11 protein-coding genes are annotated in these 13699 nt (G+C 45.6%); 6 read left to right on the forward strand and 5 right to left on the reverse strand.

Features of this window, described 5'->3' with window-relative positions:
- Window positions 1-9 precede the first annotated feature (9 nt).
- Complete coding sequence (locus tag JV36_RS0118280; protein ID WP_032096556.1) at window positions 10-1419, forward strand: PepSY-associated TM helix domain-containing protein; 1410 nt, start codon at window positions 10-12, stop codon at window positions 1417-1419.
- Between the two features lie 140 nt (window positions 1420-1559).
- Here JV36_RS0118280 and efpL read toward each other — a convergent pair whose 3' ends face one another.
- From efpL to JV36_RS0118295, 3 genes are all read right to left on the reverse strand, one after another.
- A complete protein-coding gene (gene efpL, locus JV36_RS0118285) occupies window positions 1560-2126 on the reverse strand; it encodes an elongation factor P-like protein EfpL (RefSeq protein ID WP_032096555.1) in 567 nt (188 codons plus the stop codon).
- Between the two features lie 510 nt (window positions 2127-2636).
- The gene (locus JV36_RS0118290) at window positions 2637-3266 is read right to left on the reverse strand and encodes a demethoxyubiquinone hydroxylase family protein (RefSeq protein ID WP_032096554.1); all 630 of its coding nucleotides are present in this window, start codon (window positions 3264-3266) and stop codon (window positions 2637-2639) included.
- A gap of 12 nt (window positions 3267-3278) precedes the next feature.
- Entirely contained in the window at window positions 3279-3680 is a 402-nt protein-coding gene (locus JV36_RS0118295) for a DUF4149 domain-containing protein (RefSeq protein ID WP_032096553.1), read from the reverse strand.
- Window positions 3681-4041: 361 nt separating this feature from the next.
- On the opposite strand from JV36_RS0118295, the gene JV36_RS0118300 reads away from it, so the two are divergent.
- The 3 genes from JV36_RS0118300 to JV36_RS0118310 all read left to right on the forward strand — a co-directional run bounded on the left by JV36_RS0118300 (window position 4042) and on the right by JV36_RS0118310 (window position 7563).
- Window positions 4042-5172 carry a strictosidine synthase family protein gene (locus JV36_RS0118300; protein ID WP_081926749.1) on the forward strand — a complete coding sequence of 377 codons (1131 nt, stop codon included), beginning with the start codon at window positions 4042-4044 and terminating at the stop codon, window positions 5170-5172.
- A 265-nt stretch (window positions 5173-5437) separates the two neighbouring features.
- Window positions 5438-7126, forward strand: coding sequence for a S41 family peptidase (locus tag JV36_RS0118305; RefSeq protein ID WP_032096552.1), 1689 nt, complete (start codon window positions 5438-5440; stop codon window positions 7124-7126).
- Window positions 7126-7563, forward strand: coding sequence for a hypothetical protein (locus JV36_RS0118310; protein ID WP_032096551.1), 438 nt, complete (start codon window positions 7126-7128; stop codon window positions 7561-7563). Before JV36_RS0118305 ends, JV36_RS0118310 begins: the two co-directional genes overlap by 1 nt.
- A 149-nt stretch (window positions 7564-7712) precedes the next feature.
- Here JV36_RS0118310 and JV36_RS0118315 read toward each other — a convergent pair whose 3' ends face one another.
- A complete protein-coding gene (locus tag JV36_RS0118315; protein ID WP_052010220.1) occupies window positions 7713-10031 on the reverse strand; it encodes a YgiQ family radical SAM protein in 2319 nt (772 codons plus the stop codon).
- 182 nt (window positions 10032-10213) lie between these two features.
- Between JV36_RS0118315 and JV36_RS0118320 the strand changes: the two genes are divergently transcribed.
- Entirely contained in the window at window positions 10214-10675 is a 462-nt protein-coding gene (locus JV36_RS0118320) for an EVE domain-containing protein (RefSeq protein WP_032096818.1), read from the forward strand.
- Window positions 10676-10764: 89 nt separating this feature from the next.
- On the opposite strand, the gene JV36_RS0118325 is transcribed toward JV36_RS0118320, so the two are convergent.
- On the reverse strand, window positions 10765-11208 hold the full coding sequence (locus JV36_RS0118325) for a hypothetical protein (protein ID WP_032096550.1): 444 nt from the start codon (window positions 11206-11208) through the stop codon (window positions 10765-10767).
- A 144-nt stretch (window positions 11209-11352) separates the two neighbouring features.
- Here JV36_RS0118325 and JV36_RS0118330 point away from each other — a divergent pair, with 144 nt between their 5' ends.
- Entirely contained in the window at window positions 11353-13698 is a 2346-nt protein-coding gene (locus JV36_RS0118330; protein ID WP_032096549.1) for a TonB-dependent receptor, read from the forward strand.
- Window position 13699 lies beyond the last annotated feature (1 nt).

Consider the following 13699-nt stretch of genomic DNA (forward strand, 5'->3'; position numbering starts at 1 on the left):
AGCTAAATTATGAATAAAATTACTAAACAAAAAGCATTACATGCACACAGCTGGGTAGGGGTATTTCTTAGCGTTTTATTATACCTGGTGTGTCTGTCTGGCACTGTTGCCGTATTTCACTTGGAATTTGAGCGTTGGGAACAGCCTCATATAGAAGAAATGCCATCGGTTACGCCTGACGCTGTAAATAAAGCCATGAACCGCTTTTTAGACAAGCATCCAGAAGACACTAAGCATTTATACGCAGTCTTCCCCACATCTGATATTCCTCGACTTGTTGTTGAAAACGACAACGAAAGCTACTTTGCGACTCAAAAAGGCGAGTTGATTGAGAAAGAAAGTGTGTCGTTTACCGAGATGCTGGTGGATTTACACCTGTACCTACACCTACCAAAAAGTTGGGGAATGATTTTGGTGAGTGCGTTAGGTGCATTAATCTGTACATTGGTTATTACCGGAATTATTGCTCATAAACGAATCGCCAAAGATGCATTCGCGCTGCGCAAAGGGGGTAATCGACAGCAGCACAAAATTGACCTTCACAATCGCTTTGGCTTATGGGCATCGCCGTTTCATCTCATTATAGGGGTAACAGGCACGTATTTCGGTATGGCCGGTATCATTTTAGTAACAGTGGCTCAATTGAATTACAACGGTGATAGAGACGCAGTTGTAGAACAAGTTTTTACGCCCGACCCTGTAATAGCGCCCCAATCAGGTAAAGCAGATATAGCGAAGGCCTTCTCTCAAATGGATGTTCTCGCACCAGAAAAGTCGCCCATTTTTCTCACCGTGCATGAAGTGGGAACGCCGCAACAATTTATTGAAATATACGCCAAAGCGCCTCAAAAAATGATTTACGCAGAGGGCTACCGATTTGACTCGAATGGCGATTTTATTGGTGTTGCGGGTTATGAAAATGGCGAGTGGGGCAAGCAAGTTATTTGGTCTATGTATCGATTACACTTTGGTGATTTTGCAGGGCTAACGAGCAAGTGGCTGTATTTTGTGTTTGGCGTAATGTTAACTATTCTCTGTGTGTCAGGTATGGAGATTTGGCTATCGAAAAAAGCCTATCCGGTATTACCCACACGATTGTGGCACAGTGCTATCTGGGGCAGTATTAGTGCACTGTCGTTTACCGCAGTGGTTGATATGTATTACGAAGGGTCGTTAACAGCGGTTTTTTGGTGCTTTATTTTACTTAATACCCTTGCTGCAGCCGCGAGCGCGCGGTTCACTAAGTCAGTATGGCTGCTAATCTCAGCGCTAAGCGTGCTTTGCTTGTTGGTTGCTTATGGGGTTACTCACGGAAAAGCCAGTTTCACTGTGTCCTCCCTTCAGCTAAATATACCGTTGACGGGGTATGTAGTGTGGGCGTTTTATCGCTCTTTTCGGTTACGACATGTGCAAGCGTGAACCATAGCAATGAGTAGGGCTGATGATGGAGCAGTGCCTCAGCTTAAAAAATAACGGTAGAAACAAAAAAACAGTGCGTTAAGCACTGTTTTTTTCACAATCAGTAAACCCACATTCCTTGCACCGTGGTTTATAAACACCTAGGCACGGCTTTGGAACTTGCGTTCTTCAGTGTTTACTTTTATCCATTCACCAGTACTGATGTATTCAGGAACTTGCACCACAAGGCCAGTAGATAAAGTAGCTGGCTTGGTACGCGAGGTTGCTGAAGCGCCTTTGATTGACGGGTCAGTTTCAACCACTTCTAGCTCTACGCTCATCGGCAAGTCGAGGGCAACAGGCACATCACTCACAATTAACACCTGAATAGACTCAGTCTTTTCATTAATGAACAAGGCTTCATCAGCAATACTTTCTTTGTTTAGGTGATAAGGTGTGTAGTCTTCGTTATCTAGAAAAACAAATTCGTCGCCGTCCATGTATGAAAACATCACCGGGCGGCGCACTAAATCAGCCATTTCTAACATGTCTGAGTCTTTAAATGTTTCGTCGAATTTAGCGCCGCTAACGACATCGTACATACGCATACGATATATGCTTCCGCCAGCGCGGCCCTGAGGTACTGAACGATCAATATCTCTTACAATACACGTTTTTCCACCGTAAACGATGGTGTGATTTTTTTTGATTTCACTTGCCTTTGGCATGGTCTTACCCTGTTATTAATGGCTTTATCTACGCGTAGCCATGTTAAGTTTCCCTGCTATCTTCCGCTATTTTGCACGAATGAGGAAGTGGATTGTAGCTAAAGTTGTCGCTAAAAATGATGGTTCAAAGGAATTGGGGTTCATATTGTGGGCGATTTGTGGGCGATTTGTGGGCGATGCTGGTTAGGTGAGTCGCACCCATGCGGTTTTAATTACGCTTATTGCGTTTCCATGTGCCGCCGTAAATATAATCACTGCAATCAGATGCCTCTAGCTGGCACGTTTTACAGATAATATGCCACTCACCCTTATAACTAACGCGATACTGAACATCTGCTTCCACCTTGCAGTTGTCACATTGTCGTGGCGGCCTTTCTCTTGTCTTTTTTCCCACTTACGTTTTCCTATCTACACCTTCCAACTTACGTTTTCCTATCTACACCTTCCAACTTGTACTTTCCTACTCAGAAGCCCACTAACTTAATGGTTATCTATTTACGCTGACAAGCCCTAGATTTTCTTTGCCATAATAACGGCGATAGCCGAGCCTTTACCTACCATGTTACCCCATAATTTCATAGCATGCGTTGGGGGAGTAGTCATTGCATTGTACGCTTCGTCTCTGTGACTTTGCTCGTCTGACTGGCACTGTCTAAATTTTTCTAAAACATCAAAGGGCGTAGTTTCAAGGTTCTCAAGCAGACAGCACTGTTCTTCGTAGTGCTCATCAACGAAATATTCAACGCAATAGATGGTATAAAAAAACCAGTTGCGCCCCAAAATTCTCGGAAGAAAACCTGTCATAAACCCCGCTACCATCCACAGTAACAGCATATAGCTGCCTCTAAACGGGGGCATGTGGTTTTCAAATATATCGAGATGATTCTTTTCAGTGGCCAGATGCTCAGAAGCAAACGAAGACACGCCATCTTCTGTCTTTTGCTTTTCCTTTTCTTTTCGACTCTGTGCTTGCGGGCTTAACTTAGCCCAAAGGCCTGCCACTATGCTCACTAAGAAATCGGCGGTAAGGGCGCCGCGGTAAATCCAAACTGCTCCGGTCTCGCCGGCGTGACTAGCTCGTAACTCTTTGTCTACCAGACTTATCGAGTTGTCGGTCATCGCTTTGCTTATTATCGACATCACTTTTCCTCGTTAATAGGGAGCCAATAACCAATAAAAAGCCACGCACAGCGCTACCAGCTGTACCGTATTAATTAACACGGTGAGGCGGTGGTATATTTGGAATTTCTTTTCCTGTTGGTTATCGGTGGCGTGATTTGCCAGTGGCATAAGTATTTGACGGCTAATAATGAAGCCGAGTGTGACAGGCGCTATCAGCCAGGCCACTTGCCAATGGCTGCTTATAATTGCAGAAGCGGTAGCAAGTAAACTCAGTGCGCCAAAATACAAATAGTAAAAGGGAAAAAAGGTGCGAATAAAAGGCCGGGCAACTTCGCTTGGGAGTTTTATAAAAATTAATGGCGCAAATAGAGCTTGGAAAGTCACCATGCCGCCAACGATAACTACAAGACACCCGCACAATAGAAGAAACATAAACACAGCACTCGTAATAAATGAATAGTTAATACCGCTGTGGCTACAGTAAAAGATTGATACTTAACGAATTGTAATTTTTAAGAAAGGGCGAGGCATAAAATTAGATGCATACGCTAGACATTTAACCATTTGGTTTGCCGAAAAAGGGCAGGGTCGCTGACAAAGTGACTAGCAAAGGAAAGCGTGGGCCAGCATCATATGCCCTAGGAAACATGATTTAGTAAAGTACGACTTAGCAAAACATGATTCAGTACAGCATGACTTAATATAACTAAAATAAAGAGTCTATTTTTAAATACAGTTGGTATGTTAATTTAATTGATATGAAACAACATGAGATTGCACCGTGGGCACTGCCATTTTTCGTTTCCTTTTTCGCTTCCTTCTAATAACGTTTTTTCTTCTTTGTATCTGCGCGGCCTATTTCTCTTTTTGGCCTGTACCCATTTCACCCGCATCTTGGCAAGCGCCAAAAGATAATGGCCTGGTTGGAAGCTACAAGCAGAATGAAAAATTAAAGGCGCTTCGACATATATCAATGGCTGATGATTATGGCCCCGAGGACCTTGCAGTGAGTGCAAGCGGCGTCATCGCTGTATCGAGTCATTCTGGAAATATTCTTAGAAAGCGCCCCAGTGATACCCAGTTTGAGGTTTGGGTTAACACAGGAGGTCGTCCTCTTGGGGTAGAGTACGATAGCGACGACAATCTATTCGTTGCTGATGCACACCTAGGCCTACTTAAAATTGATGTCGCTGGCACAGTTAGCGTATTAGTCGATAAAGTTGAGGATGGTGGCAAAGATACTGCAGTTGTTTTCGCCGACGATGTTGATATTGCCGATAATGGAATGGTCTACTTTACTGATGCGACATCCAAATTTGCTGCTCAAGATTACGGCGGAACGCTGAAGGCCAGTATGCTTGAGATAATGGAGCACAGGGGGAACGGGAGGCTTATCGAATATAACCCCGTTACTGGGGCTTCAACTGTGATAATGGATGCTCTTATTTTTGCCAATGGAGTCGCAATAAGTAACAACGGCGATAGCGTGCTTGTAAATGAAACGGGAAAATACCGTGTATTACGCTATTGGCTAAAAGGTGTTAATAGAGGCAGGGTGACTGTGTTTATGGATAACCTACCAGGGTTTCCAGATAATATTAGTACCACCAAGGAAGGGGATTACTGGCTAGGCTTTGCCGCACCGCGCAACAGCATGATTGATAAACTGTCCGCCAGCCCTTTTTTACGAAAGGCCATAATGCGCTTGCCCGCTACGCTAAGTCCACGTGCAGAGGCCCTCGGGCACGTCATAAAAGTGAGCTCAACAGGTGAGGTACTACAAAGCCTTCAATCTGCCGACGGGGGCTATGCGTTTACCACCGGTGCACTTCAAACGGCGGACGGGCTTTATATCTCAAGTTTAACAGAGCCTTCCATAGGTTTTATCCCTAGTGCAGAACTGCCATTTAAAGTCAGTGATTAACTCATTTTAAACGAGCAATCTTCTAACAATGTTTCAGTAATATTCTCGCTGTACTCTAATTTTGTCATTAGCGTTTGTTTACAAAATTTTAAAGTAGATAAATGTTAAATTGCGGATGTGTGTGGCAATATCAACATTGAGTTTATTTTTTGATCAGTGAACTGTGGACAGAGCAACGTCTATGCAAAAAGCAAGGTTTACGCAGAGAGTAAGGTTTCCGCAAAAAGCAAGTTTTACTCCACTGGTTGCTACAAGGAATATTTGTATGAAGGTAAGCAATTTTTCATCACTAAGAGAGCTCACGATAGCCGCTCTTGTGATTTCATCTGTCACTGCGTGCGGTGGTAGTGGTTCTTCTAACACCACACCTGAGTCGAGCGTCACTCCTCCACCTCCTGTGTCAGAAACGCCAAGTGAACCCGACTGGCAGGCAGGCGTTTACGAACCGGAATCAAATTTTATTAACCAGTGTGAATCGCCAAGAAGCGGTATCGATCCGTTTTCAGGTAATCCCTATCCTGATGACGCTGGCACTGCAATGGATGAAAAGCTGTGGATGCGATCATGGACCAACGACACATACCTATGGTATGACGAAGTTGACGACAACGACCCGGCCAACTTTACAATCGCTGATTACTTTGCACAGCTCAGAACCACTGAGCTCACGCCTAGCGGTACACCGAAAGACAATTTTCATTTCTCCCGCGCTACTGAGGAGTACAATACGTTAACGCAAACCGGGGTGTCATCTGGCTACGGTGTTGAGTGGGAATTTGTCAGTTTGACTGCGCCTAGAGAGCTCATTGTGCAGTATACGGAGCCTAATTCGCCTGCAGAGACTGCGGGTATTCCCCGTGGTGCGTCGCTGAAAACCATCGACGGCGTAGATTTTGTTAATGCTAATACTCAGGCTGAGGTGGATGTGATTAACGCGGGGCTGTTTCCGAGTGAAAGTGGCACCACCACCAATCTGACTTTTGAGCTTGTAGACGGTAGCGAGTTATCAGTGAGCGTTACCTCTGCTGACATAGAAGTATCGCCAGTTCAAAACGTCACTGTGCTTGAGACCAGTGCGGGTAAAATGGGGTATTTTCAATTCAACACTTTTATTCGTACGGCGCAAGAGCCGCTGGTAAGCGCATTTGATCAATTTGTGAATGACAACGTTACCGAGCTTGTGATCGACCTTCGATATAACGGTGGTGGATTACTTGCTTTAGCGTCTCAGGTTTCTTACATGGTGGCGGGACCAAATCAAACCGACGGCGCTATTTTTGAGACATTACAGTTTAACGATAAATATCCAACAAGAAACCCGGTAACCGGCTCTACAATTAGCCCTACGCCATTTTACTCAACAGAGATAGATTACAATGCGGGTGTGCTCACTAATACGCTACTCCCTAATTTATCGTTAACGACGGTATACGTCATTACGACAGGTTCTACCTGTTCTGCCAGTGAAGCGGTGATTAACTCATTGCGCGGTGTGGATGTAGAAGTGGTACAGATAGGTACACCCACGTGCGGAAAGCCTTATGGGTTTTATCCAACAGATAACTGCGGAACCACCTATTTCACTATTCAATTCCAAGGTGTGAATAACAAAGGGTTTGGTGACTTCGCCGATGGCTTTATTCCTAGCTCAACGCCCAACTTTGACTTTGAGTTACCAGGTTGCGATGTGCAAGATGACTTCACAAAACCACTTGGCGATGCCAGTGAAGGTATGCTGTCAGCGGCAATACAATATGCAGAATCTGGCGCATGCCCAGTAAGTACTGCATCTTCAATATCTGGGTTACAACCTAAAGCGCCATCTGACAGCCAAGCAAGTGGTCAATCTAATGCGAGCGAGTCGTCCCTAGCAATTAAGCCACCTCATACCCAGCGAGATGAGTTGATACTGCATAATAAAATTAACGAGCCTATTCTTCGAGGCGACAACTAATGGTGTGCTTAAAGCGCAGAGAAAAACACAAAGCAAAACGCCTGTTAGCTTGTGTGTTGACGCTTGTTTTGACAGCGACAGTAGGGTGCACTTCCACAAAAGCCGATTCACCTGAAATGGCCTTACTCGCGACATCATCTCAAAGTGTGGCGACCTCAGGGACTGACAGCGTGGCTGTTATCGAAACGGCGATTGGTCAGTGGTTTGGCGGCATGGATATCACCCTAGCAGATACTGCGTTTACTGCGTCGTCTACCTTAAGTATTGAGCGCAAAGGCGCAATGGATAAGCGAAGTTTGCCTATTGACGGCAGACACAGTAATCCTGCGTTTGTGTTTACGTTGCTAAAACGCGGTGATGAATGCTTTATTCGTAACGAACAGAACAATGAAGAGATGCTGCTTGACGGAGTTGATTGTGTGGCAGTGAAGCGATAGTTCATATGTATTAGTTGTGAATTGCGGTATACACATTCTTAAAGACAAAAAGGGCCTTTTAGTTATTAAAAGGCCCTTTTTTAGTTTTTTAAAGCTTGTGTTTAACACTGCTTTTTTATTGCGCTATCTTTTGCTTATTTATACTGCGCTTATTTAGACCGCTGGGCTTTAGGTCTGTTTGACTTGTTGCCAACGTTGACGGCTTGGTTGCCGCTAAATCCGCCTTTGCCTCCGTTCCTATTTGAACCAGAGCTTTGCTCCTGACGGCCTCCTGATTTGGTGTTCTGGGTATTGCCTTTACCACCGGTCTTGCCATTGCTTTTACGCTGAAATGACGGAGGTAAGCCGGTGTGCTTGGTCAACGCTCGCTCACCTTTGCGCCCACGTTGCGCTTTTTGACGCTTTTCATCGGCAGTTTCAGGTGGCACTAAGTGCTGAGGACCACGACCAATAAGATCTTCTCTGCCCATATTGACCAACGCTTTACGAATTTGCGCAAAGTTTTTAGGATCGTGATAACGCAGCATCGCCTTGTGCAGACGGCGATGAATTTCACCTTTTGCTGATGGTACTTCTTCACTGTCCTTCGTGACTTTACGAAGAGAATTTACCTCTGTGTGGTACATGGTGGTTGCTGTAGCCATGGGCGAGGGGTAAAAGTTTTGCACTTGATCTAGCTTAAACTTATTTTCTTTAAGCCATATAGCAAGACTAAGCATGTCTTCATCAGTAGTACCTGGATGAGAGGCAATGAAATACGGAATTAAGTACTGCTTTTTGCCTGCTTCTTCAGAATACTTGTCAAACAGCTCTTTAAAGCGATCGTAGGTGCCCATACCAGGCTTCATCATTTTCGAAAGCGGGCCATCTTCTGTGTGTTCAGGGGCAATTTTTAAATAGCCACCCACATGATGTAAGGCCAGCTCCTTAACATATTCAGGATCTTCAATGGCTAAGTCGTAACGAACGCCGGAAGCAATAAGAATTTTCTTTATTCCCGGTAAGTTACGCGCACGACGATAAAGGTCTATCGTCGGCTTATGATCGGTGTCCATGTGGGCACAAATACTGGGGTATACACAAGAAGGGCGACGACAGGTTGCTTCCGCTTTAGGGCTTTTACATCGCAAGCGATACATGTTGGCCGTAGGGCCGCCCAAATCAGAAATAACACCAGTGAAGCCGGGTACGGTATCGCGAATTTGCTCTATCTCTCTAATAATAGAATCTTCAGAGCGGCTTTGAATAATTCGGCCTTCATGCTCAGTAATAGAGCAGAACGTACAGCCACCGTAACAGCCTCGCATAATATTGATGCTGAAGCGGATCATGTCGTAGGCTGGAATTTTCGCATCGCCATAAACCGGGTGAGGTATGCGCTGATAGGGCAAATCAAACACAGCATCCATTTCTTCAGTTTCAAGAGGCATCGCTGGAGGGTTTATCCAAATATGTCGGTCACCGTGGCGCTGCATAAGTGCTCGTGCGCAGCCTGGGTTCGTTTCTTGATGCAAAATTCGCGATGTGTGTGCGTAAAGCGTTTTATTATCTTTAACCGTCTCGTAAGCAGGAAGCTTAACGTACACATTTTCCCAAGGCTTACGCTTTTCTTTCTCTTTTTGAGGTGGCTGAATAACAATGGGAGCAGCGTCGGGTGCTTCGCTACTTTTGCTATTTTTTTCCTCAGAATCACATTCCGGCTCCATAATATAAGGGCTTGGAATAGGATCTATTTTGCCAGGACGGTCAAGGGATGTGGAATCTACACCTTGCCACTCGGGCAACGCCTCTTTCACAATAATCGCGGTGCCGCGAATATCGCGCATGTCCGCAATATTTTCACCCGCGGCTAAACGGTGCGTAACTTCAACCAATGGACGCTCTGCATTTCCAAAGAAAAGCATATCGGCTTTTGAATCGAATAATACCGAACGGCGGACTTTCTCGCTCCAGTAGTCATAATGGGCGATACGGCGAAGGCTTGCTTCAATACCGCCAGCAATAACGGGTATGCCCTTAAAGGCCTCACGACAACGCTGTGCATACACCGTCACCGCTCTATCTGGACGCTTACCACCTACGTTGCCGGGAGTATAAGCATCGTCATGACGCAGCTTTTTGTCTGACGTGTAGCGGTTAATCATGGAGTCCATGTTGCCGGCAGTCACACCAAAATAAAGGTTTGGCTTGCCAAGCTTCATAAAGTCGTCTTTGCTCTTCCAATCTGGTTGAGCAATGATGCCTACGCGAAAGCCATGAGCTTCTAGTACGCGACCTATTACCGCCATACCAAAACTTGGGTGGTCTACATAGGCGTCGCCAGTCACCAAAATAACATCGCAGCTATCCCAACCTAATGCATCCATCTCCTCCTTTGACATAGGAAGAAACGGCGCTGTGCCGAGGCAGTGGGGCCAATATTTAGGGTAAGAAAACAGACTGCGGTCGGCTTTAATGGTGGCTTGCATAATGATCACATATAAAAAAACAGAGTTTGCCTGAAAAGCTTGGGCGTGTTGGCGCTAGGCAAATTTTCAGAAATGAGGCGCGATTATAGCAGTGTTGCTGCGGTGGGGGTATAGCGCTGTCATTAAATAAGCGCCCTTTGTATACTTAAGGGAATGTGAATAATAAAAATGAAGATACCGCTATGGCTTACTGGTTGTTTAAAACTGAACCCGACGCTTTTTCTATTGATGATTTAGCACAACGGCCGAACCAAACTGAACCCTGGGATGGCGTGAGAAACTATCAGGCGAGAAACTTTCTTCGCGACAGTATAAAGCTAGGCGACTTAGTATTTATTTATCACTCGAGTTGCAAAACGGTGGGTATCGCGGGAGTGGCCGAAGTTGTGAAAGCAGGCTATCCAGATGTTAGTCAATTTAACCCCGAGTCCAATTATTACGATATCAAAGCAACCACTGACAAGCCTAGGTGGTACTGCGTAGACGTAAAACACGTAGAGTCGTTTAACCGTGTGCTTCCTCTTTCTGAAATAAAAGCGATGCCAAATATTACCGAAATACCATTGGTAACCAAAGGCGGGCGTTTATCGGTGATGCCGGTAACAGAAAATGAATGGCAGCAGCTATATGCTGCTGCCAAGTAGCGCGTTAGCCCGTCTATTTAGCTCAGCATGCTAGCCCCGCATTTGTCTTAGTGGGCTAGCTTACTGTGTTGGCGCTTCAGTGTTTAAGGCTACTTTTTAGAAAGAGTAAATTTAGTGTCTGCTTCGCGAAGAATATACAGTGCAAAGCACGCGCCCCACATTGGCCAAGCGGCAAAAAAGAGCAAATGACTGAACGCGTCAATGTATTGAGGGAATGACGACAGCGTTGAGCCACCGTGAAGTAAGAAGATAAGCCCATAGGTATATCGCTTAGCCACGCCGCCAAGAAAAGCAAAAACAAGCGCAAGCTGAAATAGGCCCATAATGTATACTGCCATTTCTGGCACACCGCCAATACCGTAGAATTTTTCAAAAATAGCCATGCCGTGGGCAGGGTTTACAAATTTATCGAGTGTCCACACGAACATCACGATGAACACAGTGACGCGCAGTGCCAGTAACGCCCAAGGTAGTCGAGTAGTAATAACATCTGATTGCGCAGAAAGGTGTGAATGTGTAGCTGATTGACCCATAAAGGTCTCCAATTGGTTATGAGATAAATGTGGTTAATAAAGAACGGGGTCGAGAACAAAAAATTTCAAAAAATAAAAAATGCGCTGAAATTTTTTTAATAACGTATCGGTCTTGTCACATAATATTAAAAAACGGAAACATACATGAATAACCTAGTAGGCCTCGCCATCAGTACCTTGGCTCTTGCAGTTAGCCAAGGCGTGCAAGCACAACAAACCCAAGAACGGGATATTGAAGTTGTCGAAGTGAAAGGAAATGCGTCTTCACTTGGCAATTTAAATCCGGGTGACAATCAGTTAAAAGGTATCTTTGGCGCCGGAATGTCGGCGGCAGAAACACCCCGTTCAGTAACATCCTTGTCTAGCGAGGCACTAGAAGCATTCAACATTAATGATTTACACGACATTGTCAAAGCTGCTCCTAATGCCTATGCATCAAGTGGTTTTGGTACACCAAGCTTACCAAGCATAAGAGGCCAGCTAGGTGAATTGTTCCAAGACGGTATTCGTCGCCAGGCCGGTAACAATGGTTTCGGACTGCCGCTGTCTTTCAATGGCGTAGAACAAGTCGACGTGGTTAAAGGCCCGTCTCCTGTATTATTTGGTAGTACACAGCGAAACGGCGGGTTTGTTAATTTGCAAACTAAAGCCGCCTCAACGCAAGGAACGCAAGGTAAGGTGACACTTCGCGCAGGCCGTTGGGAGCAATACTCTGGACAGGTCGATGTCAATACGGCTATTGAAGAGGGCAAAAGCGGCTTTCGCATAAGCGCAGAATACCTCGATCACGGCAGCTTTTACGATTTTGCAGAGCGAGACAGCGTTAATCTCTTCGCTGCCTATCGCTACACCCCAAGTGATGCACTAACTTGGGATATTAGTGCTGAATACTATGATACCGATTATCCGGACAACGCGGGTATTAACAGACCCACTCAATCGTTAATCGATGATGGCTTGTACATTACCGGTCAGGGCGTTCAGCCTAACGGCAGCACGGTACCCGGTGCGGGCGCAATAATTTCACCCACCGGTGAGGTAGTTATTCCACGTAATCGTGTATTTACCAACCCTGATGATATTAACGGTGCAACCACCACCGTGGTGCGCAGCAGCATCGACTATCAATACGCTGACAACATCACTATTCGCAACTTATCGTATTATCAATATTTAGAGCGCGAGGAAGTGGCGCAAAACAGCTTTGTCGAAATAATCGATGGTGCTGATACCTTCGAAAATAGAACTGAGGTTGATTATCAGTGGTCTGACTCGCAAACCACAACGGTTGGATTATCAATTCGCTATAACGATGTGTTGGGCTACAGCCAATTTACCACTGAAGCCGATAACCCTATCGACTTAACAGGCCCGCTTTCAAACCGCGTAATTCCCCTTACTGATGCACAAAAAGCCCGTTTAGTGCAGTTGCGCCCAGGCGTATTTGTCTCGCCTGGTGCCCAATACGACCTAGACGGTGACGGGGCTGGCGATTTCAATTTATCTGACACCACAGACTCTACCACGTGGCAAACCGGCGTAGCGGTGCAGCAGCAATCAAAGTGGACCGATAAATTAACCACTATTGCCGGTGTGCGAATTGATTACTACGATGTTGAGGCGCGAGATCCATTATCGCCAGAGGGCGTTGAAGCAGCCTCTGATACCTACAGCGATACCTTAAGTAGCTATCAGCTAAGTGCGGTTTACAAGCTTACCAACGCGATAAATCTTTACGCTGCATTTTCCGAAAACGATGCCACCTCAAATAGCATGGGAGGTGGTACGGTACTGGGCGGAAATAACGAGATTAATCCGCTGAATTTCGCCACTGAAAATACGCTGTATGAAGTGGGTGTAAAATATTCACCTAGCAGCGAATGGTATGCAGAGGCATCGGTGTTTGACCAAACCCGTAGTTTGCGTAACCGCGATGGCAGCAATAGCGGCGTTAAAACCCAAGGTGCAGAGTTTCAGGTGTTTTACCAACACAATGATGTGTGGGTGAACGCAGCGTATAGTTACTTAGACGCGCGCTTTGATGACTCAGCAGCCTTTCAAGGCACGTCACAAGTGATTGATGCCTTCGATAACAGTCGCCCCGATATTGTTAACGGTACAGGCGTTGGCTCACCATCGTTTACGGCGTTTGCCCCTTCGGATAGTCGAGTGCAGGGCATACCTCGTCAAATGGTGTCATTGAATACAGGCTGGCAGTTAACCGATGACTTCGCAGTAGGCGCAAGCGCTCTTTACACCAAGTCGTTCCCATTAGATTTCTTGCAAACGGTAAACATTCGCGACCAGTATTCCCTTGACTTAAATGCGGACTATCGCATTAATGAACAATTACGTGTTCGTGCAGACGTTATAAATGTCACTGATCAGGACAACTGGCAACCACTGTTTGAAGGCGGTTTTTTTGGTGCAACCCTTGTTATGCCTAATGTACCTCGTCATGTTCAGTTAACTATGCAGTATGCGTTTTAAG

This window comes from Alteromonas sp. LOR (assembly GCF_000753865.1).
Taxonomy (GTDB): domain Bacteria; phylum Pseudomonadota; class Gammaproteobacteria; order Enterobacterales; family Alteromonadaceae; genus Alteromonas.

Coding starts and splice junctions, on each gene's coding strand:
- JV36_RS0118320 (WP_032096818.1), top strand. CDS start 10,214: ATGGCTTACTGGTTGTTTAAAACTGAACCCGACGCTTTTTCTATTGAT.
- JV36_RS0118305 (WP_032096552.1), top strand. CDS start 5,438: ATGAAGGTAAGCAATTTTTCATCACTAAGAGAGCTCACGATAGCCGCT.
- JV36_RS0118310 (WP_032096551.1), top strand. CDS start 7,126: ATGGTGTGCTTAAAGCGCAGAGAAAAACACAAAGCAAAACGCCTGTTA.
- JV36_RS0118325 (WP_032096550.1), bottom strand. CDS start 11,208: ATGGGTCAATCAGCTACACATTCACACCTTTCTGCGCAATCAGATGTT.
- JV36_RS0118330 (WP_032096549.1), top strand. CDS start 11,353: ATGAATAACCTAGTAGGCCTCGCCATCAGTACCTTGGCTCTTGCAGTT.
- JV36_RS0118290 (WP_032096554.1), bottom strand. CDS start 3,266: ATGTCGATAATAAGCAAAGCGATGACCGACAACTCGATAAGTCTGGTA.
- JV36_RS0118315 (WP_052010220.1), bottom strand. CDS start 10,031: ATGCAAGCCACCATTAAAGCCGACCGCAGTCTGTTTTCTTACCCTAAA.
- efpL (WP_032096555.1), bottom strand. CDS start 2,126: ATGCCAAAGGCAAGTGAAATCAAAAAAAATCACACCATCGTTTACGGT.
- JV36_RS0118295 (WP_032096553.1), bottom strand. CDS start 3,680: ATGTTTCTTCTATTGTGCGGGTGTCTTGTAGTTATCGTTGGCGGCATG.
- JV36_RS0118280 (WP_032096556.1), top strand. CDS start 10: ATGAATAAAATTACTAAACAAAAAGCATTACATGCACACAGCTGGGTA.